Below are 21,747 nucleotides of genomic sequence, written 5' to 3' on the forward strand. Positions count from 1 at the left end.
GCCCACCCGCCCCGTGCGTCCACAGGGCGGGTGCGCGGAAGGACGTCAGCCGCCGGAGGGGTGCTCGCGTCCCTCGCCGGAGGTGCCGTCCTCGTCGTCCCCCGAGCGGTCATCCGGTCCGCCGGTACCCTCCGACGGGCCCGCCCCGCCCGAGGCCAGCAGCTCCTCGATGTCGGCGTCGGAGATGGAGACGGCGTCCTGCGCGCCGGTGCGCCGCTCGGCATACCCGAGAGGGTCGTCCAGGTCGGCCGCCGTCGGCGCCACGTCGGGGTGACCCCAGGCCTCGTCGCGTGCGGTCTGCCCGTGGGCGGACTCCAGGGCGGCGAAGAGGTTCGCGGCGTCCCGCAGCCGCCGCGGCCGCAGCTCGAGACCGACCAGGGAGGCGAACGTCTTCTCCGCGGGTCCCCCTGTCGCCCTGCGTCGACGGACCGCCTCGGCGAGCGCGTCCGCGTGCGGCAGGTGCTGGTCGGACGCGCGGGCGGCGACGACGTCGACCCAGCCCTCCACGAGCGCCAGCAGGGTCTCCAGGCGGGCGAGGGCCGCCTGCTGCGCCGGGCTGGGCTCGGTCGCGAAGAGGCTGTCGCCCAGGGCCTCCTGCATGGCCTCGTGGTCCTGGGGGTCGGCCTGGCGCACCGCCTCCTCGATGCCGTCGGTGTTGATGCGGATGTCCCGCGCGTACTGCTCCACCGCGCCGAGCAGCTGCGGACCCAGCCAGGGGACGCCGGCGAACAGCCGCACGCGGGCCGCCTCGCGCACCGCCAGGTAGAGGTGGACCTCCCCCCCGTCGAGCTCCAGCCCCTCGGCGAAGGCGGCGACGTTGACCGGCAGCATCGCGACCGACTCGTCACCCATCGCCGGGATGCCGACCTCGGTGCCCGAGACGATCTCGGTGGCCAGCGTGCCGACGGCCTGTCCGACCTGGGCGCCGAACATGCTGGCGCTCATCCGGCGGACCATGGGCTCCATCTGGCCCATCAGCGCCGCCGGGTTCATCCCCGGGGGCAGGCCGGGGATCTCGGGGCCACCCTCCTGCCCCAGCTGGGACATCTGCTCGCGGATGGCAGTGGACATGGCGGTCTGCAGACCCTCGGCCACCGGGGCCGTCAGCCGCTCCCACAGCGGCAGGGTGAGCTCCACCCACTCGGCCCTGCTCAGCGCGCGGGTGGGACCCTCCGGCCGCGGGAGATCGGTCACCTGGTCCAGCCACAGCGAGGCGACCTGGACCACCTGCTCCACGTCCCGCACGGTCCCCGGGCCGACCGAGGCGTCACCGGACTCCTGGGCGACCACCTGGCGGGCGACGTCCCGGGCCAGGTCGGAGTTGACCGGTCCGTCGTCAGCGCCCCCGCCTCCTCCCAGGAGCAGCTCCATCTGGGCGCGCATCTGACGCACCTGCTCGGGGTCCATCGACCCGAGCCCCATGGCCTCCAGCGCCTCACGCATCTGGGGCGGGACGGGTCCGCCGAGCAGGGCCTCGAAAGGGTCGGGCTGGTCGTCGGGGCGTTCGGAGGGTGGTGGGTTCTGCGACACGTCGATCTTGTCCTTCCGCACGGGATCGTTCGCCCCAGCCTGCCACGGGACGGGGCCGGGGGTTCCGGGCGGCCGGTGGCACCGGCCTTCTCCTGCGACAACGCGCCCACCGGCGAGGACGTTCCGCCAGGTGCCGTGGTCGGCGACGGTCTCGCGGTCGCGCCCAGCACGCTCCCAGGCGGCGTACGGCATGATGGCGCGGTGAGTGCTGAGCCGTCCGTCGTCGCCGAGGTGCGCGACTCCCCGTTGTCCGTGGACGAGGCCCTGGCGGGCGTGCGCCACCCCAGGGCCGGGGCCGTGGCCCTCTTCGTCGGCACCGTGAGGGAGCACGACGAGGGCCGGGAGGGGGTGTCCCTGCTGGAGTACAGCGCCCATCCGGACGCCGTGGCCCACCTGAGCAGGATCGCCACCTCAGTCGCCGCCGAGGACCAGGTGCTGGGGGTGTATGCCGTGCACCGCTCGGGTGCGCTGCACGTGGGCGACCTGGCCGTCGTGTGCGCCGTGGCCGCGGAGCACCGCGCCGAGGCCTTCGACGGTGCCCGTCGCCTGGTCGAGGAGCTCAAGGCGCAGGTGCCCATCTGGAAGAAGCAGCAGTGGTCCGAGGGCGACCACAGCTGGGTCGGTCTGTGAGGAGGGGGCGGTGAGCGAGGGATACCACCACGGCTACCCCCAGCAGCCCAGGACGAAGGTGCCGCACACCGGCATCGGCCGGCGCTCCGGCGCGGCCCTGCTGCTGGTCCCGCTGCTCGTGGTGGCCGGCGCGGCGGCGAGCTGGGTCGGCGTCGACAAGGTCGTCTACGAGCCAGGTCCCCTCTTCGACACGCTGGACTCCATCGACGGGACGCCCGTGGTCGAGCTCGACCCGGAGCTCGAGGACCATCCGACCGAGGGCGACCTGTTCTTCACCACGGTGCGCCTGGACGGTGGGCCGGGGGAGAAGGTGACGCTGCTGGAGTGGGGCCGGGCGGCGCTCGACCCCGCGCTGACCGTCCACCCCCGGGAGGACATCTTTCCCGAGCAGGTGACGGCCGAGCAGGTGCGCGAGCAGAACACCGAGCTGATGGAGCACTCCCAGCAGGACGCCGCCGTCGTCGCGCTGCGCGAGGCGGGCCTGGAGGTCCCCGAGGAGATCGTCGTGGCCCAGGTGATCGCCGACGCCCCGGCCGACGGGGTCCTGCACGTGGACGACGAGATCCTCACGGTGGAGGGGGAGGAGATGACGGACGCCGAGACCGTCCGGTCCCGGCTGCAAGAGGTGACCGCGGGGGAGAGCGCGAGCATGACGCTGCTCCGCGAGGGCGAGGAGGTCACCCTGGACGTGCCGACCGTGCGGGACGAGGAGACGGGTCGGACCATCGTGGGCGTCTACCTGGCCCCGCGCTACGACATGCCCTACGACGTGACGATCAGTGCCGGCAACGTCGGCGGCCCCAGCGCCGGGCTCATGTTCTCCCTGGCCATCTACGACCGGATCACCCCAGGCGCCCTCACCGGTGGCCGCTCCGTGGCCGGGACCGGCACCATCAGCGGACTGGGCAACGTGGGCCCGATCAGCGGCATCCGCCAGAAGATGTATGCGGCGGACGACGCGGGCGTCGAGCTCTTCCTCGCACCGTCCGAGAACTGCGACGAGGTGCTTCAGGGGCAGCCCGCGGACCTGCTCGTCGTCCCGGTCGCCACGTTCGACGAGGCCCGTGCGCACGTCGAGGCGGTGGCTTCCGCCGACGACGTGGACGGGCTGGACCTGCCGACCTGCCGCACCCTTGCCGAGGAGCAGGCCCCCGCCACGGGGTGACCCGAGCGCTCAGTCGTCGCGCAGCGTCGCGGCCAGCGCGTGGGTGAGACCGGGGGCGATGTCACGCCCGACGGCGACGGCGTCGTCCTCGTCGTGGTCGCGCTGACGAAGCAGGCAGATCTGCTCGCCGTCGCGCAGGCAGGCGGCCAGGAGGCGCACGTCCTTGCGCCCAGGATGTCCGGCCAGCCGGTCGGTGGCCTCGCGCGGGTCGTCGGGCAGGTCCCGCTCGGCCTCCGGGGGGACGACGATGCGCTCGACGGACAGGGCCACCCCGTCCACCTCCGCCGGCCAGGCCATGCGCCCCAGGAGGGACTCCAGGTCCGACGTCTTCGGCAGGCCCTCCTGCTCGATGGCGGTGTACCCCTCGTACTCGGCGGTGCCCAGCCGGTCCAGCAGGGAGGGCTCCCGCTCGCGCAGCACGCTGGTGCGGACGAGGGCGAAGAGGCGCGGGGGCTGGTCCCACCCGACCCGGGCGACGTGGCGCTCGGTGTCGACGGCGGCGGTCAGCAGCGCTGAGGGGGTCGGGGCAGGATCGTGCTGGCTCACCCGACCATGGTGCCACCCCGGCGGTGAGGGAACTTCCAGGTCCGGCGTCTAGGGTGGGCGCGTGAGCGACCAGGACAGCACGCCCGACCCCGACGAGCCCGTGGGCCCGCCCTCCGGGGGTGGCTCCGGCCCGGCCGAGGGACCACGAGGAGGTCCGTTCGGCCCGCTGGGTGCCGGCGGCGCCGCCGGTGGTGGTGGGCGCGGGCCAGGCGGTCCCGGGGGTGCCCGGCCGGGGCGCCCCGGCCCCGGGTCCGGTGGTCCCCGCCGACCCTCCGGACCCCGGCGCCCGGGCGGCGCCGGCCGCAGCCGGTGGGTCCCCACCCTGTTCGTGCTCGTGGCCCTGCTGTCGGTGGTGGGCTACGCGTCCACGCTCTGGACGGAGTTCCTCTGGTACGACTCGGTCGGCTTCCGCACGGTCCTGACGACCCGTCTGCTGACCCAGGTGGCGCTCTTCCTCCTCGCGGGTGCGCTGACCGCCCTGGTGGTCTGGTCGGGTCTGTGGCTGGCGTGGCGGCACCGACCCGTCTACGCACCGAGCACACCGGAGCAGGCCGCGCTGGACCGCTACCGCAGCGCCCTGGACCCGGTCCGCAAGCTGGTCTTCGTGGCCGTCCCCCTGCTGCTGGGCGCCTTCACCGGCACCGCGGCCGCGTCCCAGTGGCAGAACATCCTCCTCTTCATCCACCGGGAGCCGTTCGGGGTCGAGGACCCGGAGTTCGGGCTGGACGTGGGGTTCTTCGTCTTCAGCCTGCCGTTCTGGCAGATGGTCGTCTCCTACAGCACGCTGGTGCTGGGCCTGAGCCTGGTGGGGGCTCTGGTGACCCACTACATCTACGGCGGCCTGCAGCTGCAGGCCGGACCGGGGCGTCCTCGGACCACGACCGCGGCCCGCATCCACCTGGCCGTCCTCCTGGCGCTGCTGCTGGTCGTCCGCGCCGGCGGCTACTGGATCGAGCGCTTCACCCTGTCGATGAACGAGCACGCGCGCATCACCGGCATGACCTACACCGACGTCAACGCCGTGCTCCCCACCCGCAGCATCCTGGCCGTGGCCTCCCTGCTGGCCGCCGCCTTCTTCCTGTCCACGATCTGGACCAAGGCCTGGCGGCTGCCGCTCATCAGCCTGGCCGGCCTGCTGGTGGTGTCGCTGCTGCTCGGCGGGGTCTACCCCTCGCTTGTCCAGTCGCTGCAGGTCCGGCCCTCGGAGGCCCAGCTCGAGGTCCCCTACATCGAGCGGGCGATCGACAGCACGCTCAGCGCCTACGACCTGGACGGGTTGGAGAAGATCGACTTCGACGCCGAGACCGAGGCCGAGCCCGGACAGCTGCGCGCCGACGCGGACACCATCCCCGGGATCCGCATCGTCGACCCCTCGGTGGTCTCTCCGACGTTCCGCCAGCTCCAGGGCGTGCGCAACTACTACCAGTTCGCCGACGCCCTCGACGTGGGCAGCTACGAGATCGACGGCGAGACCGTGGACACGGTCATCGCCGTGCGCGAGCTCAACCTGGACGGCATCTCGGCCGGTCAGCGCAACTGGGTGAACGACCATACGGTGTACACCCACGGCTTCGGCGTGGTGGCCGCCTACGGCAACCGTCGCTCCACCGAGGGTGAGCCGCTCTTCTTCGAGCGCAACATCCCTCCGGTGGGCGGGCTGGGCGACTACGAGCCCCGGATCTACTTCGGCGAGGCCTCGACGAACTACTCCATCGTCGGCGCCGCCGAAGGGGAGGGACCCCGCGAGCTCGACTACCCCGCCAGCGGCAACGAGACCGGCGAGGTGCGCAACACCTACGCCGGGTCCGGCGGCGTGGAGATCGGGTCGATCGTGCGCCGGGCGGCCTACGCGATCAAGTACCGCCAGATCGAGATCATGCTCTCGGACTCCCTCAACGAGAACTCCCGCATGCTCGACCACCGGGAGCCCCGCGAGAGGGTGGAGCGGGTCGCCCCGTGGCTCCGGCTGGACGGCAACCCCTACCCGGCGGTCGTCGACGGCCGGGTCCAGTGGATCGTGGACGGCTACACGGTGAGCGACCGCTACCCCTACAGCCAGATGGAGGACCTGGGCGCCTCCACGGCGGACTCCCTCCAGCAGGCGGAGAACATCGCCTCGATCGGGCAGGGCCAGGTCAACTACATCCGCAACTCGGTAAAGGCGACCGTGGACGCCTACGACGGCACGGTGCGGCTCTACACCTGGGACGAGGAGGACCCCCTGCTCATGGCGTGGTCCAAGGCCTTCGACGGCACCGTCCTGCCGATGTCGCAGATCGACGGCGACCTGATGGACCACCTGCGCTACCCCGAGGACCTGTTCAAGGTGCAGCGCTCGGTGCTCTCCCGCTACCACGTGCAGGACGCGGGGTCGTTCTTCACCGGTCAGGACTTCTGGACCGTCTCCGAGGACCCCAGCGTGCCGGGCGAGACCAAGCCCGACATGCCGCCGCACTACCTCTCGGTGGCGCTGCCGGGGCAGGACGAGCCGACCTTCAGCCTGACGACCACCTACATCCCGGCGGGGTCGCAGCGGCAGAACCTCACCGGCTACCTCGCGGTGGACGCCGACGCCGGCAGCCAGGCGGGCCAGCGTCGGGAGGACTACGGTCAGCTCCGCGTCCTGGTCCTGCCGCGCGACACCACGGTCCGCGGGCCGGGCCAGTTCCAGAACGACATCAACTCCTCGGACGCCAACTCCGAGGCGTTCGCCCAGACGCTGTCGCAGTTCATCAACCTGAACAGCTCGGACGACTCCCGGGTCGACTACGGCAACCTGCTGACCCTGCCCGTCGGTGGCGGCCTGCTCTACGTCGAGCCCATCTACGTGCAGGCCCGCAGCGCCTCCGCCTACCCGCTGCAGCGCGTGGTCGTCGTCGCCTTCGGCAACGACCTGGCCTGGTCGGACACCCTCGACGGGGCTCTCGACGAGCTCTTCGGCGGGGACTCCGGCGCGACCGCGGGCGACGCCGGGGCCTCGGGCTCGCCCGGGGAGGAGGCCGAGCAGCCCGCGACGGAGACGGAGACCGACCCGGACACCGCGCTGGCCCGTGCCGTCGGGGACATCGAGCAGGCCTACGCCGAGGGGCAGACCGCCCTCGAGGCCGGTGACTGGGAGGCCTACGGCCAGGCCCAGGAGCGGCTGCAGGACGCCATCGAGCGCGCCGTGCAGGCGAGCCCGGAGGGCGGCTCGGTGTCGGTCGACGGAGCGGACCAGACCCAGGCGCCCGGTGACGGGGCGGAGGCCACCGCCGAGCCGTGAGTGCTGCGGGCGGCCCGGGCCGCGGGGGGCGATTTGATCCCCCGCGGCCCGTCCCGTAGAGTAGGCGGAGCAACAACGACGCGGGGTGGAGCAGTTCGGTAGCTCGCCGGGCTCATAACCCGGAGGTCGCAGGTTCAAATCCTGCCCCCGCTACTTCACGCGTCAGCATGACGAAGGCCCGGACCTCTGGTCCGGGCCTTCGTCATGCGCCGGGTCCGCCCGACCTTCCCCCGACCGGACCGTGCGGACCCTCGCCGGGAGGGTGGAACGTACAGTGGGCGCACCATGCCTCTGGACTACCCCATCAGCACCGCGACCCTGGACAACGGACTGCGTGTCGTGGTGAGCCCGGACCCCTCCGTGCCGTCCGTCTCCCTCAACCTGTGGGTCGACGTGGGGTCCCGGCACGAGCGCCCCGGCCGCACCGGACTGGCCCACCTCTTCGAGCATCTGATGTTCCAGGGGTCGGAGCTCGTCGGGGAGGGGGAGCACATGTCCTTGCTCATGGCCCACGGTGGACGGTCCAACGCCACCACCTCCTTCGACCGGACCACCTACGTCGAGTCGGTCCCCGTCGGTGCGCTCGACCTGGCCCTGTGGCTGGAGGCGGACCGCCACGGACACCTGCTGGCGGCCGTGACCCAGGCCAACCTGGACAACCAGCGGGACGTGGTCGTGGAGGAGAAGCGGCAGCGCTACGACACCGTCCCCTACGGGCAGGCCCTGGCGCACGCGTGCCGGAGCGTGTTCCCGGCCGACCACCCATACCGCCACACCACGATCGGTGAGATGGACGACCTGCTGGCGGCCGACCTGTCCGACGTCCACTCCTTCTACCGCACGCACTACGGGCCCGGGACGACGACCCTGACCGTCGTGGGCGACGTCGAACCGGCGACGGTGGTGGACCGCGCCGAGCACTTCTTCGGCCACCTCGTGGACGGCACCGAGCCCCGCCCCGCGCGGCGGCCAGCGCTGGGGCCGTCGACGGATCCGGTCGAGCTGCAGCTCGTCGAGGACGTGCCCTCCGACCGGCTCTACCTCACCTTCCGGCTGCCGCCGGTGACCGACCCCCGGTACCTGCCCTGCGCGATGGCGCTGGACGCCCTGGCGTCCCTGGACGTCTCCCGGCTGCACCAGCGTCTGCTCCGTCGGGAGGAGAGCGCCAGCGGCTGCCACGCCTCGGCCCTGGGTCTCGTGGACGGCGCGTCGCTGGGGCTGCTGATCCTGGACGTCTCGGAGGACGTGGACCCGGAACGGGTCGAGTCCGCCGTGCGCGAGGAGCTGGACGCCCTGGGCCGCGAGGGCCCGGGCGAGGCGGAGCTGGAGGCCTCACGGTCCGACACCGAGCGGTCCTGGCTCGAGGCGCTGTCCGCCCACGACGAACGGGCCGAGCTGCTCTCCCGCGCGGCGGTGAGCCTGGGGGACGCGCAGCACGTCAACACCTACCTGGACGAGGTGATGGCCGTCACCCCCGAGCAGGTGCAGGAGGCGGCGGCGACGTGGCTCTCGCCTGAGGTCATGAGCACCGTGCGGTTCCGCCGACCGGGTCCGGGGAGCCGGCCCGGCCCGGTCGTCGAGGCCGCCCAGCGGCCGGCGGCCCACGCGGCCGGTGAGGACCTCTCGTGAGCAGCCGGGTGACCGCGCGTCCGCCCGTCGGCCCGCCGGTCCCGTGGTCCTTCCCGGAGCCGTCGCTGGTGGACCTGTCCAACGGGATGCGGCTGCTGACCGTCGATCTGCCCGGCCAGCACGTCCTGTCCCTGCGCGTCTCGCTCCCCCTGCCGGTCTCCCACGAGGAGCCGGGGACCGAGGGGGCGACCCTGCTCATGGCGCGCGCCCTGGACGAGGGGACCGAACGTCACAGCGCCGAGCAGCTCGCCGAGCTGGCGGAGCGCAACGGCATCGCCTGGGGGGCGGGTGCGGGCGAGCGGGGGGTCCACCTCGGCCTGGAGGTCACCGGCCGGCACCTGGGGACGGCCCTTGCCCTGGTCACGGAGTGTCTGACCTCGGCGACCTTCCCCGAGCCCGAGGTGGCCCGGCTGCGTCGGCACCGGCTCGTGGACCTGGCCCACGAGCAGGCCGACCCGGGGTCGACGGCTGCCCGAGCCTTCCACGAGACCTACTTCGACCCGCGGGACCGTCCGCACCTGCCGCTGGGGGGGACGACGACCACCGTGTCCTCGCTCACCAGCGACCACCTGCGGGCGCGGCACGCGCAGCTGACCGCCCGGGGTGCGACCGTCGTCCTCGCGGGCGACCTGGCCGGCGCCCCGGCCGCGGTCCCCACCGTCGCCGCGACGCTCGGCACCTGGCGCGGCAGCGACGAGGTGGTCGGCGCCCCGGGCCCGGCCCGCAGGTCGCCGGACGCCGGCCGCACGGTGCTCGTCCCGCGCCCGGGACTGGCGCAGACCGAGCTCTACCTGGGTCGCCCCGGACCCGACCGGCGGACCCCGCGGGGGTGGGGCACCTATCAGGTCCTGGGCATGCTGCTGGGAGGCGCTCCCCACGCCCGGCTCGACCGGGTGCTGCGCGAGGAGCGCGGCTACACCTACGGGGTCCGGCTGGGCTTCCGTCCCCGCAGCGTCGGCGGAACCACGGTCGTCGGCGGGTCCGTCCGGGCCGACGTCACCGTCGAGGCCCTGGCCGAGACCCTCCGCATCCTGGACGTGCCGGGCAAGGACCTCACCGGACGCGAGGTGCGCGAGGCGGCCGACTTCGTCACGATGACCGCGCCCGGTCGCTACGCCACGGCCGACGCCGTGGCCGACGAGCTCGTGTCCCTGGCCGGGGACGGGCTGGCCCTGGACACGGTGACGCGCACGCTGAGGCAGGTGCGCGAACTGGGGCGCGAGGACGTGGGCGCGGCCTGGGACGAGGTCCGTGCAGGTCCGCCGTGGACCGTCGTCCTCGTGGGGGACCCCGACCGCGCCGCCGGGGTGGAGGGACTTGAGCTGAGCGTGGAGACCCCGGCGCCCTGACGCCGGCGCTCCGTCGCGCCGTCGCGCCGTTCAGCCCTGGGGCTGGTCCCCGTCGCCCTCTACGTCGGGCCCTGCGTTCACGGGCACCGGTGCCGCAGTCGCCTCCGTGGCCGTCTGCGCCCACGACCCCTCGCGTCGCCCGGGGCTCTCCCGCCCGGCCGTCGTGGCCGCCCGGCTGCCGAGCATCGACAGCACCTCCTCGTGGAGCACCCCGTTGGTGGCGACGACGGCCGAGGCGGCCCGGGGGTCGCCCCCCACGACGTCCCGCCCGTCGGGGGTGCTCGTCCGGCCCCCGGCCTCGGCGACGAGGACGCTGAGGGGGGCCGCCTGGTAGCCGTCCATCCAGGCGGCGAGCGCCACGTCCACCGCGCCCTCGGCGAGGAGCGTGTGGCTCCAGAAGTCCCCGAAGGCGCGGGTGCGCCATACCCGGTCCGTCAGCCGGTCGAAGCCGTCGCCGTGGGGACCGTGGGACCACGCGGCCACCTCGTCGGCCGACACCGAGGCGTGGGCCAGCACCTCGGTGCTGCTCACCCGGACCGGCACGGCCTGCGACAGGGTCCTGCCGGTCCACGCGCCGGAGCCACGTCCGGCCCACCAGCGCCGGGACAGGGAGGGTGCGGCCACCAGCCCCAGGACGGGTGTGTCCTCGACCACCAGGGAGATGAGCATGGCCCACACGGGGACGCCCCGGACGTAGTTGGCCGTGCCGTCGACCGGGTCGAGCACCCAGCGCCGGTCCCCCTGGCCGGTCTCCTCGTGCACCCGTCCCACGACCCGGTCGCGGGGTCTGGTGCGCCCCAGCTGGTGGCGGAGCAGCGTCTCCAGCCGCTCGCTGGCCTGGGTCGTGAGCGACCCGTCGTCCCCCACCGAGACCTGCAGGTCCGGGGAGCCGAAGAGGTCGAGCGCGGTGCGCTCGACGGCGTCGGCCAGGACGTGGGCGAGGCGCAGGTCGTCGTCGTAGGCGGGCACCGGCCCACCGTAGCCGTCGCGGGTGCGCTCGGCCGCGCTCCTCGCCGGAGCGGGTGCGCTCGGCCGCGGTCCTCGCCGGAGCGGGTGCGCTCGGCCGCGGTCCTCGCCGGAGCGGCTGCGCTCAGCCGCGGTCCTCGCCGGAGCGGCTGCGCAGGAGCCGGCGCAGGGACTCCAGGCGGTCCGCCCCGTGCGGGTCGTCCCGCTGGGCCACCCACGCGTCCAGCCCGCAGGCAGGTTCGTCGTGGCTGCACCCGCGCGGGCACAGCGCGGTGCCCGGGGCCAGGTCCTCGAAGTGCTGGACGAAGGTGGCCGGGTCGACGTGCCCCAGGCCGAAGGAGCGCACGCCGGGGGTGTCGACCACCCACCCACCGTCGGCGAGCTCCAGGGCCACCGCCGAGGACGAGGTGTGCCGGCCCCGGCCGGTCACCTCGTTCACCGGTCCGGTGGCGCGGTCGGTGCCGGGCACCAGCGCGTTGACGAGCGTCGACTTGCCCACCCCGGAGTGGCCGACGAGCACGCTGGTGCGTCCCGCCAGGTGCCGCCCGACCTCCTCGACCCCGGCCGCGTCGAGGGCGCCGCCCGACCCGCCCCTGCTCACCACGTGGGGGACGTCCAGCGCCGCGTAGTGCGACAGGAACCCGGCCGGGTCCGCCAGGTCGGCCTTGGTCAGCAGCAGCAACGGCTCCATCCCGGCGTCGTAGGCGGCCACGAGGCACCGGTCGACCATGCGGGTGCGGGGTTCGGGGTCGGCGAGGGCGGTGACGACGACGAGCTGGTCGGCGTTGGCCACGATGACCCGCTCGACCGTGTCGCTGTCGTCGGCGCTGCGCCGCAGCACCGTGCGACGCTCCTCGACCCGGACGATGCGGGCCAGGCTGTCTGGCGCGCCGGTCGTGTTCCCGACCATGGCGACGCGGTCCCCGACGACGATGCGGGTGCGGCCCAGCTCCCGGGCGCGCATGGCCACCACCGTGCGCTCCTGGACCCGGACGCTGTAGCGGCCGCGGTCCACCCCCACGACCATGCCGTCGACGGCGTCCTCGTGCGCCGGGCGGTCCTTGGAGCGCGGGCGCGTGTTCCGACGGGAGGGGCGCTCCCGCACCGACGACTCGTCCAGGTGGTCGTAGCGGCCCATCAGCGCCGCCCCCGGGCCGTGGCGACCGCGGTCTCCCACGTCCGGTCGAAACCGGGGAAGGTCTTGTCGGCGCAGGCGACGTCCTGCACCCGCACCCCCGGGACCACCGCGCCGACGACCGCGGCGAACATCGCCATCCGGTGGTCGTGGTAGGTGCGCAGCTCGGCAGCGTGCAGGGTCGTGGGGGTGATCTGCAGGCCGTCGTCCGTCTCCTCGACGCTGCCGCCCAGCCGCCGGATCTCGGTGGTGAGGGCCGCCAGCCGGTCGGTCTCGTGGCCGCGCAGGTGGGCGACCCCGCGGATCCGGCTGGCCGCCCCGGCCAGCACGCAGAGGGCGGCGACGACCGGGGTGAGCTCCCCGACCTCGGACAGGTCGAGGTCCAGACCTCCCCGGAGGCGGCCCCCCGCCGGTCCCTGGACGGTCAGCCCGGCCTCGTCCCGCACGGTCCGGCAGCCCATCGACTCCAGCACGGACGGGAGCCGGTCCCCGGGCTGGGTCGTCGAGGAGGGCCAGCCGGGAACGGTGACGCGGCCTCCGGAGACCGCGGCCAGGGCGAGGAAGGGGGCCGCGGAGGACAGGTCGGGCTCGACGTGCACGTCCAGGCCCGGGACCGTGCCGGGGAAGACCTGCCAGGCCGAGGGCCCCGGGCGGTCCACGCGCACCCCGGCCCGGCGCAGCACCTCCACGGTCATGTCGACGTGCGGCAGGCTCGGCAGCACCCCGCCGGCGTGCTCGAGCAGCAGCCCGTCGGCGAACCGGGGCGCCGCCAGCAGGAGGGCGGAGACGAACTGGGAGCTGGCCGACGCGTCGAGGCGGACGCGCCCTCCACGGACGGCACCGGTGCCCCGCACGGTGTACGGCAGCGTCCCCCGACCCTCGTCCTCGACCGCCACCCCCAGGTCCCGCAGGGCCTGCAGCACGGGACCCACGGGTCGGGAGCGCGCCGTGACGTGCCCGTCGAGGCGGACCGGCCCGTCGGCGAGCGCGGCCACGGGGGCCAGGAAGCGCATGACGGTGCCGGCCTGGTGGCAGTCGACGGTCACCGACCCGCGCAACCGGGCCGGGGGGTCCACCCGCCACCGGTCGTCGCGGCCGTCGTCCACGGCGGCGCCCAGCGTGCGCAGCGCCTCGACCATGGCCCGGCTGTCCTGGGACCGGAGCGGGTCGTGCAGCAGCGACGGCCCCTCGGCCAGGGCGGCCAGGACCAGCCAACGGTTGGTCAGCGACTTGCTGCCGGGCACCCGCACGGTGGCGTCGACAGGCCCTCGGGCGACGGGGGCTGCCCAGGTCTCGGGCTCGGTCATGGCGGCGGGTCCTCGGGGTCGGCGGTGGGCAGGCCGTCCAGCAGCATACGGACCGCGGTGCTCAGGGCCGGCAGGTCCGCGGGGGAGTGGGTCCCCCGGACGGGGACGACGGTGAGGAGGGGGTCCGGGACGGCGCGCCGGACCTCGTCGGGTCCCCCGAACGGGTCGGCCGAGCCCTGGACCACGAGCGTGGGCAGGCCGGCCCGGACCGGGAGGACCAGCTCGTCGGCCCGGCTGCGGTCGGGGCGACCGGGCGGGTGCAGGGGGAAGGACAGGCAGACGACGGCGGCCACCCCCGGGACGGGGGTCCCGTCCTGGGCCACGGACGTGCGGCAGGCGACCCGGGCCCCGGCGCTGCGGCCTCCGAGCACCCAGGGCCGGGGGAGGGGTATGCCGTGCTGGGCCCCGGGTGATCCCGGCGCCGCGGGGGCCCGGCCTTCCCGGTGGCTGCCGGGTGCCTCGGGGGCGCCGGGCACGTCCGTCAGGAGCGCCAGGGCCGCCACGACCTGCCGCCAGGCGGCGTCCAGCCGCGGCGGTGCCGTGGCCACGCGCCGTCCGGCGACCCGCCAGGGCTGGTCCACGAGGACCACGGTCCAGCCGTGGTCGGCGAGCGCGGTGAGCGCGAGCAGGTCCGGGCTGTCCCGCTGCCCACCCGCACCGTGCCCGAGCAGCAGGGTCCCCCGCCGCTCCCGGGCGGGGAAGACCCGGACGCGGCCCGGGCCCTGGTCGGTGGGTACCAGCACTCCCTGGTGGTCGGCGGGCGTCACGGCCCGACCACCTCGCCCGTCCCCGGGTCGACGACCCCCTCGAGCTCCTCGGCCGGCGCCGGCTCGAGCAGACCTGGCCCGTTGCTGCGCGAGGAGTTGACCGCGGTGCTCACCGGCCACGCGCGGAAGCGACCGGGCACGTGGGAGGCGGCCAGCAGGGCGCCCACGTCCTCGGGCGCGGTGGTCCCGGGGTCCAGCCAGGCATCCCAGGCGCCGGGGTCGAGCGCGACCGGCTGCCGGTCGTGGATGCGGTCCAGCCCGGGCTCGGCGGTCGTGGTGATGATCGCGTAGGACACGACCCAGGACCGCGGGTCGTCCGCGGGTGCGTCCGGGTCCTTCCAGAACTCGTACAGCCCGGCCAGCGCCAGCGGGGCCTCGTCCGCCCGGACGATGAAGAACGGCTGCTTGCGCGGCCGGCCCCGCGCGTCCAGGGCCACGGGGCTGGCCTGCCACTCGTACCACCCGGTGACCGGGACGAGACAGCGACGACGGGCGGCTGCCCGCGCGAAGGCCGGCTTGTCCAGGACCGTCTCTGCGCGGGCGTTGGTCATCCGCGCCCCGACGGAGGGGTGCTTGGCCCACGACGGGACCAGCCCCCAGGTCAGCAGCCGCAGCTGGCGCACCGGGTCGCCCGGCTCAGCCTCTCCCCGCGGTGCCCGGGTCAGGACCACCGGTGCCTGCTTGGTCGGAGCCACGTTGTGGTCGGGCTGCCCGGGCGGCGGCTGCTGCGGGGACCGCAGCAGGCTCCGGGACACCTCGCCGGTCGCGTCCAGGGCGACCTCGTACGCCTCGACGAGCTCGTCCGGGTGGGCGGTGGCCGCATACCTGCCGCACATGGGCGTCCCTCACCTCACTGCTGGTAGGAGGCCAGGAAGTTGCCCATCCGCTCCAGGGCCGCGCGCAGGTCCGAGCCCCAGGGGAGGGTGACGATCCGCAGGTGGTCCGGGGTGGGCCAGTTGAACCCCGTGCCGTGGACGACCAGGATCTTCTCCTGCTCGAGCAGGTCGAGGCACAGCCGGACGTCGTCGCGGATCTCGTGCACGTCGGGGTCCAGCCGCGGGAAGACGTAGAGCGCCCCGTGCGGCTGGACCACGGAGACGCCCTCCATCCGACCGAGCATGGAGACGGCGATGTCGCGCTGCTGGGTCAGCCGCCCGTCGGGGGCGATGAGCTCCTCGATGCTCTGGTGCCCGGAGACCGCGACCTGGATGGCGTGCTGGGCGGGGACGTTGGGGCACAGCCGGGTGGAGGCCAGCAGCTCGATACCCTCCAGGAACCCCCGGGCGTGGTGCGTGGGCCCGGTGATCGCCACCCAGCCCGCCCGGTAGCCGGCGACCCGGTAGGTCTTGGAGAGCCCGTTGAAGGTCAGGCACAGCAGATCGGGAGCCAGGGCCGCGATCGAGACGTGCTCGGCGCCGTCGTAGAGGATCCGGTCGTAGATCTCGTCGGCCATCACGAGCAGGGAGTGCTCCCGGGCCACCTGGGCGATCTGCTCCAGGACCTCCCGCGAGTAGACCGCTCCGGTGGGGTTGTTGGGGTTGATGACCACGATGGCCTTGGTGCGCGGGGTGATCCGGCTGCGGATGTCCTCCACGGAGGGGTTCCAGCCGTCCTGCTCGTCGCACAGGTAGTGCACGGGGGTCCCGCCGGCGAGCGAGGTCGCCGCGGTCCACAACGGGTAGTCCGGCGCCGGAACCAGGACCTCGTCCCCGGGGTCGAGCAGGGCCTGGAGGGTCATCATGATCAGCTCGGAGACGCCGTTGCCCAGGTAGACGTGGTCCACGTCCAGGTCCGGGAACCCGGACACCTCCTCGTACCGCGCGACGACCGCCCGGCGGGCCGACAGGATCCCCTTGGACTCCGAGTAGCCCTGCGCGGTGGGCAGGGCGGCGATCATGTCCTGCAGGATCGTGTCCGGAGCCTCGAAGCCGAACGGCGCCGGGTTGCCGATGTTCAGCTTGAGGATGCGGTGCCCCTCGGCCTCCAGCTGGGCCGCCCGGGCGGCCACGGGCCCACGGATCTCGTAGAGGACGTTCTGCAGCTTCAGCGGCTGGGTCAGCTCGCGGAGGGGATGGCGGAGGCTCGCGTTCACGAGCCCATCGTCGCACCTGCCAGCAGGTACCCTGCCAGGGCACTGGACGCGGTGGCGTCGGGCCACCCGGTGCGCAGCTCGAGGGAGGTGGCCGGATGCGCAGGCTCCAGGACGTGGGACTGGTCCTGCTGGCCCTGCTCGCCGGCGCCCTCAGCGTGCTCACGTTCACCGCGGTGTCGGGCCCGGGGACGGCCGGCCCCGGCGGGTCCGGCGAGCCCGGCGCGTCGGCCCGCGCCGGTGCGGCGGGCCTGGCCGACCTGTCCCGGGCCACCCCGTCGGTCCCCGACGGTGCGACGTCCACGGCCGGGGTGCCCGGGGACGAGGGCCGCACCGCGGACGGCGGAGTCGACGGTCCCCGGCCGGACGAGGCCCGCGCAGTCCTGGACCAGGACGGGCCGGTCGTCGTGGCCGCCCTGGGCGACTCCACGGGGAACGAGACCTGGGAGTGGGTCTACGCGTGGGGGCGGACCCTGGCGTCCGAGCGGCCGGTCCGGGTGGTGTCCTGGAACGAGTGGACCGAGGACGGCTACATCGACCCGGTGCTGCTGGGCCAGGACGCCGAGGGCGAGGCCGTGACGATCTACTCCGGCCACCAGTCGGGCGCGGGTGCGGCATACCCGGTGGAGCGGATGGACGCCCTCGTGCCGGAGGAGCCGGACCTGGTGATCCTGAACTTCGGCCACAACGACAGCGTCGAGAGCGTGCGGGAGGGCACGTCCCGGACCTTGTCCACCCTGCGGGAGCGGTTCGGTGCCGAGATCCCCGTCGTGGTCACGCTGCAGCAGCCGCAGGCCGACGACGCGAACGCCGACGTCCGGCGCGCCCTGGCCGAGCTGGCCACGGACGAGGGGCTGCCGACGATCGACGTTGCCGCGGCCTTCGAGGAGACGGGCGACCCGGGGGCGCTCCTCGCGGACCGGGTGCATCCCGACGAGGACGGTGCCCTGCTGTGGGCCCGGACGGTGGGGGAGACGCTGGAGGCTCCCTGACCGGGACGGGAATGCCTCGCCCGGTCGCGCCGTTGCCGCCAACGGACCGAGTCGAGGCAGGAGGAGCCTGTGCTGATCACCACCCATCTCCCGGGGGAGCGGGCCGGCGCGAGCGCGCTGGTCGGCGACCACGGGATAGGCTGGACGTCGATGGACACCCACCAGCCCACGATCGCGGAGCTCGACGCCCAGGCGCTCGCGGAGGCGGACGCCACCGTGGACGTCGCCACCGAGACGGAGCAGCAGCGCGTCGCGCGGTTCGAGCGCGAGGCCATGCCCCTGCTCGACCAGATGTACTCGGCGGCGCTGCGGACGACGCGCAACCCCACCGACGCCGAGGACCTGGTCCAGGAGACCTACGCCAAGGCCTTCGCGGCGTTCCACCAGTACCGGCCCGGAACCAACCTCAAGGCGTGGATGTACCGCATCCTCACCAACACCTACATCAACACCTACCGCAAGAAGCAGCGGCAGCCGCTGGAGTCGGACGCGGCCGAGATCGAGGACTACCAGCTGGCCCGGGCGGCCTCGCACAGCTCGAAGGGCCTGCGCTCGGCCGAGACGGAGGCGCTCGACCACCTTCCCGACAGCGACGTGACCCGGGCGCTCGCCTCGATCGGGGAGGACTTCCGGCTCGCGGTCTACCTCGCGGACGTCGAGGGGTTCTCCTACAAGGAGATCGCCGAGATCATGGACACGCCCATCGGGACGGTGATGTCCCGGCTCCACCGCGGGCGCAAGCAGCTCCGGGAGCTGCTCACCGACTACGCCGTCGAGCGTGGAGTCATCTCCTCACCGGAGGAGGCCCGCCGATGAACCACCGGCACGACGAACGCGACGATGCCCAGGCCGTCGACTGCGCCGACGTGGTCCTGCGGCTGTTCGAGTTCGTGGACAACGAGACCGGCCCGGTGGACCAGGAGCGCATCCAGGAGCACCTGGACGAGTGCGGGTCCTGCCTGGCCGAGTACGAGCGGGACCTGCTGATCAAGGCCCTCGTGCGCCGCGCCTGCGCCTGTGAGCAGGCGCCGGCGGCACTGCGCACCCAGATCCTCACCCGCATCACGACGACCTCGGTGACGGTCGTGCGGGAGCGCCGCGAGCGCTGATCCTGGGGCCCACGTCCGGGCGTGCGGTGGGAGGACCGGCCGGGAGGCAGGTCGCCGAGCTGGAACGCCCGCAGCTGGAACGCCCGGCACGACGAAGGACCGGACCCCCGGCCGGGGTCCGGTCCTTCGTCGTGGTGCGGTCAGGCGTTGGGCTTGCGACCGTGGTTGGCCGCCTTCTTCTTGCGGTCGCGGCGCTTGCGGGCACGCTTGCTCATGGGAGCCTCCGTGGGTCGAGGGACGTGGTCGGTCGGCCCGCCGGCCGGCGAGGGCGCGGTGGGCGATCGGTTCATCATCGCACACGGCAGAACGGCGTCTCGACTCAGATGTGACGTTCGTCACTCCGTGGGTAAAGTCTTGTTCAAGAAGTGGTTCGAGGGGTCCCACCTGGCAGGACGGCACCCGCGCGCTGTGCCACAGTAGACAGACGGTCTCCCCCGGCCGTTGTCTGCCCGGGTGTCCCCCCGCGGGACACGGACGAAAGGACCCCCCGACATGTACCAGCTCTTCATCGCCCTGCTCTCCTCCTTCGGCGGGATCGGCATCGACGTCGTCTCCCTGGAGGACTGACGAGCCAGACCCTCGCGACGCGGGGCCGACGCCAGGGCGTCGGCCCCGCGTCGCTGCGCGCGGACGCCTACATCCTGGCGCTGGCCTTCGCGGCCGGGGTCGTCTGCTGGTGGGGCTGGACCAACGAGGGCGCGGACGGTCGACCCAGCACCGACGTCCTGATCGCTCTCCTCGTGCTGGGCGTGGCCGGGGTCGCGCTGCGGGAACGTGATCTCGGCCCCCACCTGGGCGTGTCGGTCGCGATGGTGGTCCTCGCCGCGGCCCTGCCGCTGTCCGGCCCCTCGGGTGCGGTCCTGGTGGGTGCCACCGCCTACGCGCTCGACCCTCGACGCAACCGCTGGCGCACCCGGGCCTTCAACGTCGCCATGACGGGCTTCCTGGGTGCCGGCGGGGGGCTCGTCTACCTGGGCCTCGGGGGCCTGCGCATCCGGCAGGTGGAGCTGGATCCCGTCGGCCTGCTGCTGCGGGTGGGGCTGCCGCTGCTGGTCGCCTACGCGGCCATGACGGCGCTCAACGCCGTGGCGATCGCGGTCATGCTCCGGATCATGCGCGGTACCCCGACGTCCGAGACGGTCTCGCGGGTGCTGCGCAGCCTGGGATGGGGCTACCTCACCCACGTCGTCGTCGCGTTTCTCTTCGCCGTGCTCTGGGGTCCGGCGGGCCTCGGCGCGCTGAGCGCCCTGTTCGTGCTCGGCCCGCTGCTGGTCGCCCACTGGTCGATCGGCCGGGAGGTGGCGGCCCGACGGGAGCACCAGGAGACGGTCACCACGTTCGTGGCGGCCCTCGAGCAGGCCGATCCCGCCTCGGTCGGCCACAGTGCCCGGGTGGCCGACCTGGTGGACCGGATCGCCGCCGGGCTGGGGATCCGTGGGCAGGCGGCCGAGGACCTGCGGTACGCCGCGCTGGTGCACGACATCGGGATGGTCGCCGTCCGACCGGAGCTGGCCACGGGAGCCGACCGGGAGCCGCTCACCCGGCTGAGCGTGCTCAGCGGGCACCCCGTGGCGGGGGTCGACGTCCTGCGGGGGCTGGACTTCCTCACCGGTGCCCTCCCGGCGGTGCGGCACCACCACGAACGGCTGGACGGCCGGGGCTACCCGGCCGGGCTGCGTGGCGACCAGATCCCCCTCGCCGCCCGCGTCATCGCCGTCGCCGACGCCTACGACGCCCTCACGGTGGACCGGGGCGAGGGTGCGGGCGACCCCGTCACGGCGGTGGCCGAGCTGCGCCGGCGCGCCGGCACCCACCTGGACCCGGAGGTGGTGGAGGCGCTCGCTTCTGCGCTGGGCGTGGACCGCTCGGCCCCGGCCGCCCCGCAGGTCCGGTCGGACGGTGCGACGAGGTCTGCAGTGCCCGAGGCCGGCGGTGCCTCGACGACCAGCTGGGTGGACCACGACGACCCCCGCGTCAGCGACGCCTACGCCCGGTGGCGTCCCGAGAGCCTGGGGCGTCCCCGGTGATCCTCGGACCGGGGGCGGCCCTCGTCGCCCTGGCCATCATGATCCTGGGCGAGGCCTGGCGGGTCGCCGTCCCCGGGGCCGTGCGCGACGCCCCCCTGGCCCAGGCGACCGGCATCGCCGTCGCCGTGTCCACGGCCTGGCCGGCGACCGGTTCACCCCCGGTGGGGTTGGGCGGTCTGGTCGGCCCGTCGGGCCTGGCGGTCGCGGCGGTGCTCGTGGTCGCCGCGGTCCACCGGTCGACCTCCTCGCTCGGTGCGGACCTGTCCCGGGCCCTGGGGACGGTCCTGGTGGCCGGCACGCTGGCCCGCGTCGCCGGCCCCGGCGGGGAGACGCTGCTGGAGCGGGCGGCCGAGCCCGGGGTGGGCAGCGGGCTGGTCGCGCTCCTGCTGCTGGCGGTGGCCGTGGTGACCGTGGCCGTGCCGATCCTGGCGCGCTCCACCGTCCGGGCCCGGGTCGAACCGGTCTCCGTCCTCGCCGAGCTGACCACCGACCTCGGCAGGCACGGCCCGCTCGCGCTGGCCACGGCGTCCACGGCCGCCGTCATGGCCTTGTCCCTGCAGGTCCTCGGCCCGGTCGCCCTCGTCCTCTTCCTCGTGCCCCTGGGGGTGCTGCAGACGGCGGTGACCCGCCAGCGCCGCATCCGGGCCGCCCAGCGGCAGACTCTCTTCGCCCTGGCGCGCCTCACCGACCAGGCCGGGCTCACCGCCCGCGGCCACGCCCACCGGGTCGCCACCCTTGCCGTGCCGGTCGCCCGCGAGGTCGGCGTCCCGGACGCCGAGCTCCGGGACGTCGAGGCGGTAGCGCTGCTGCACGACGTCGGGCAGGTGGGTCTTCGCCGTCCCGTCCCGGGAGGGGCGACCGTCGAGGTCTCCGCCCGGGACCAGCGCCGGATCGCCAGCACCGGGGCGGCCATCCTGGCGCGCACGGCCGAGCTCTCGCGGCTGGCGGCGACGGTGGCCGACGTCGGCCTGCCCCACCACCGGGCGGTCCTGCGGGGTGACGTCCCGCCGGCCGCACGGGTGGTCCGGGCGGTCTCCGCCTACGACGACCTCACCCACCAGGGGCCGGGAGGGTCCGATCCCACCGACGCCCTCGCCCGGCTGCTGCGCAACACCCCCCACGAGTACGACCCCGAGGTGGTTGCGGCGCTCCTGCGGCACCTCGTCCGCAGGGGGCGGCTGTCACCGGTGGCCGCCGAGCGGCTGTCGCGCGTCGGCTGACCCGGGGCCGGCGGTGGGGCAGCA

Annotated in this window: 19 protein-coding genes and 1 tRNA gene; 11 read left to right on the forward strand and 9 right to left on the reverse strand. The window is 74.3% G+C overall.

Annotation, left to right across the window (positions count from 1 at the left end):
* Window positions 1-45 precede the first annotated feature (45 nt).
* Complete coding sequence (locus ACWHYA_RS09265; protein WP_425941674.1) at window positions 46-1,551, reverse strand: zinc-dependent metalloprotease; 1,506 nt, start codon at window positions 1,549-1,551, stop codon at window positions 46-48.
* A gap of 180 nt (window positions 1,552-1,731) precedes the next feature.
* On the opposite strand from ACWHYA_RS09265, the gene ACWHYA_RS09270 reads away from it, so the two are divergent.
* Window positions 1,732-2,160 carry a molybdenum cofactor biosynthesis protein MoaE gene (locus tag ACWHYA_RS09270; protein WP_425941672.1) on the forward strand — a complete coding sequence of 143 codons (429 nt, stop codon included), beginning with the start codon at window positions 1,732-1,734 and terminating at the stop codon, window positions 2,158-2,160.
* Between the two features lie 10 nt (window positions 2,161-2,170).
* Window positions 2,171-3,325 carry a YlbL family protein gene (locus ACWHYA_RS09275; RefSeq protein ID WP_425941671.1) on the forward strand — a complete coding sequence of 385 codons (1,155 nt, stop codon included), beginning with the start codon at window positions 2,171-2,173 and terminating at the stop codon, window positions 3,323-3,325.
* A gap of 9 nt (window positions 3,326-3,334) precedes the next feature.
* Here ACWHYA_RS09275 and ACWHYA_RS09280 read toward each other — a convergent pair whose 3' ends face one another.
* Complete coding sequence (locus ACWHYA_RS09280; RefSeq protein WP_425941670.1) at window positions 3,335-3,871, reverse strand: PPA1309 family protein; 537 nt, start codon at window positions 3,869-3,871, stop codon at window positions 3,335-3,337.
* A gap of 61 nt (window positions 3,872-3,932) precedes the next feature.
* On the opposite strand from ACWHYA_RS09280, the gene ACWHYA_RS09285 reads away from it, so the two are divergent.
* From ACWHYA_RS09285 to ACWHYA_RS09300, 4 genes are all read left to right on the forward strand, one after another.
* Window positions 3,933-7,133, forward strand: a complete 3,201-nt coding sequence (locus ACWHYA_RS09285; protein WP_425941668.1) for a UPF0182 family membrane protein — start codon at window positions 3,933-3,935, stop codon at window positions 7,131-7,133.
* Between the two features lie 79 nt (window positions 7,134-7,212).
* Window positions 7,213-7,286, forward strand: a tRNA-Met gene (locus tag ACWHYA_RS09290).
* A gap of 132 nt (window positions 7,287-7,418) precedes the next feature.
* Window positions 7,419-8,762 (forward strand): M16 family metallopeptidase, encoded by a 1,344-nt coding sequence (locus ACWHYA_RS09295; RefSeq protein ID WP_425941666.1) that lies wholly within the window; start codon window positions 7,419-7,421, stop codon window positions 8,760-8,762.
* Window positions 8,759-10,111 carry a M16 family metallopeptidase gene (locus ACWHYA_RS09300; RefSeq protein ID WP_425941664.1) on the forward strand — a complete coding sequence of 451 codons (1,353 nt, stop codon included), beginning with the start codon at window positions 8,759-8,761 and terminating at the stop codon, window positions 10,109-10,111. The genes ACWHYA_RS09295 and ACWHYA_RS09300 overlap by 4 nt, the downstream gene beginning before the upstream one ends.
* Before the next feature lie 30 nt (window positions 10,112-10,141).
* Here the strand turns inward: ACWHYA_RS09300 and ACWHYA_RS09305 are convergent, their stop codons facing one another.
* The 6 genes from ACWHYA_RS09305 to ACWHYA_RS09330 form a co-directional block, all read right to left on the reverse strand.
* Window positions 10,142-11,080, reverse strand: a complete 939-nt coding sequence (locus ACWHYA_RS09305; protein WP_425941662.1) for an inositol monophosphatase family protein — start codon at window positions 11,078-11,080, stop codon at window positions 10,142-10,144.
* A gap of 121 nt (window positions 11,081-11,201) precedes the next feature.
* The gene (rsgA, locus tag ACWHYA_RS09310) at window positions 11,202-12,215 is read right to left on the reverse strand and encodes a ribosome small subunit-dependent GTPase A (protein WP_425941845.1); all 1,014 of its coding nucleotides are present in this window, start codon (window positions 12,213-12,215) and stop codon (window positions 11,202-11,204) included.
* A complete protein-coding gene (aroA, locus tag ACWHYA_RS09315; RefSeq protein WP_425941660.1) occupies window positions 12,215-13,519 on the reverse strand; it encodes a 3-phosphoshikimate 1-carboxyvinyltransferase in 1,305 nt (434 codons plus the stop codon). Before aroA ends, rsgA begins: the two co-directional genes overlap by 1 nt.
* Entirely contained in the window at window positions 13,516-14,286 is a 771-nt protein-coding gene (locus ACWHYA_RS09320; RefSeq protein ID WP_425941658.1) for an alpha/beta hydrolase family protein, read from the reverse strand. Before ACWHYA_RS09320 ends, aroA begins: the two co-directional genes overlap by 4 nt.
* Entirely contained in the window at window positions 14,283-15,122 is an 840-nt protein-coding gene (locus ACWHYA_RS09325; RefSeq protein WP_425941656.1) for an SOS response-associated peptidase, read from the reverse strand. Before ACWHYA_RS09325 ends, ACWHYA_RS09320 begins: the two co-directional genes overlap by 4 nt.
* Before the next feature lie 14 nt (window positions 15,123-15,136).
* Entirely contained in the window at window positions 15,137-16,378 is a 1,242-nt protein-coding gene (locus ACWHYA_RS09330) for a pyridoxal phosphate-dependent aminotransferase (protein ID WP_425941654.1), read from the reverse strand.
* Window positions 16,379-16,473: 95 nt separating this feature from the next.
* On the opposite strand from ACWHYA_RS09330, the gene ACWHYA_RS09335 reads away from it, so the two are divergent.
* The 3 genes from ACWHYA_RS09335 (at window position 16,474) to rsrA (ending at window position 18,476) form a co-directional block, all read left to right on the forward strand.
* Complete coding sequence (locus ACWHYA_RS09335; RefSeq protein WP_425941651.1) at window positions 16,474-17,367, forward strand: SGNH/GDSL hydrolase family protein; 894 nt, start codon at window positions 16,474-16,476, stop codon at window positions 17,365-17,367.
* A 150-nt stretch (window positions 17,368-17,517) separates the two neighbouring features.
* Complete coding sequence (locus ACWHYA_RS09340; RefSeq protein ID WP_425941843.1) at window positions 17,518-18,183, forward strand: sigma-70 family RNA polymerase sigma factor; 666 nt, start codon at window positions 17,518-17,520, stop codon at window positions 18,181-18,183.
* Window positions 18,180-18,476, forward strand: coding sequence for a mycothiol system anti-sigma-R factor (rsrA, locus tag ACWHYA_RS09345; RefSeq protein WP_425941649.1), 297 nt, complete (start codon window positions 18,180-18,182; stop codon window positions 18,474-18,476). The genes ACWHYA_RS09340 and rsrA overlap by 4 nt, the downstream gene beginning before the upstream one ends.
* Window positions 18,477-18,616: 140 nt before the next feature.
* On the opposite strand, the gene ACWHYA_RS09350 is transcribed toward rsrA, so the two are convergent.
* Window positions 18,617-18,691 carry a 50S ribosomal protein bL37 gene (locus ACWHYA_RS09350; protein WP_373288732.1) on the reverse strand — a complete coding sequence of 25 codons (75 nt, stop codon included), beginning with the start codon at window positions 18,689-18,691 and terminating at the stop codon, window positions 18,617-18,619.
* A 525-nt stretch (window positions 18,692-19,216) separates the two neighbouring features.
* Between ACWHYA_RS09350 and ACWHYA_RS09355 the strand changes: the two genes are divergently transcribed.
* Together ACWHYA_RS09355 and ACWHYA_RS09360 are read left to right on the forward strand one after the other, a co-directional pair.
* Window positions 19,217-20,503 carry an HD-GYP domain-containing protein gene (locus tag ACWHYA_RS09355; RefSeq protein ID WP_425941647.1) on the forward strand — a complete coding sequence of 429 codons (1,287 nt, stop codon included), beginning with the start codon at window positions 19,217-19,219 and terminating at the stop codon, window positions 20,501-20,503.
* The gene (locus ACWHYA_RS09360; RefSeq protein ID WP_425941645.1) at window positions 20,500-21,723 is read left to right on the forward strand and encodes an HD-GYP domain-containing protein; all 1,224 of its coding nucleotides are present in this window, start codon (window positions 20,500-20,502) and stop codon (window positions 21,721-21,723) included. The genes ACWHYA_RS09355 and ACWHYA_RS09360 overlap by 4 nt, the downstream gene beginning before the upstream one ends.
* The last annotated feature ends 24 nt before the right edge of the window (window positions 21,724-21,747 follow it).

The sequence above is a fragment of the Ornithinimicrobium carbonis genome, from assembly GCF_977012275.1.

Bases quoted from the DNA above. Each gene is read 5' to 3' on its own strand.
- rsrA (WP_425941649.1), top strand. From the start codon at position 18,180: ATGAACCACCGGCACGACGAACGCGACGATGCCCAGGCCGTCGACTGC.
- rsgA (WP_425941845.1), bottom strand. From the start codon at position 12,215: ATGGGCCGCTACGACCACCTGGACGAGTCGTCGGTGCGGGAGCGCCCC.
- ACWHYA_RS09325 (WP_425941656.1), bottom strand. From the start codon at position 15,122: ATGTGCGGCAGGTATGCGGCCACCGCCCACCCGGACGAGCTCGTCGAG.
- ACWHYA_RS09335 (WP_425941651.1), top strand. From the start codon at position 16,474: ATGCGCAGGCTCCAGGACGTGGGACTGGTCCTGCTGGCCCTGCTCGCC.
- ACWHYA_RS09295 (WP_425941666.1), top strand. From the start codon at position 7,419: ATGCCTCTGGACTACCCCATCAGCACCGCGACCCTGGACAACGGACTG.
- ACWHYA_RS09340 (WP_425941843.1), top strand. From the start codon at position 17,518: ATGGACACCCACCAGCCCACGATCGCGGAGCTCGACGCCCAGGCGCTC.
- aroA (WP_425941660.1), bottom strand. From the start codon at position 13,519: ATGACCGAGCCCGAGACCTGGGCAGCCCCCGTCGCCCGAGGGCCTGTC.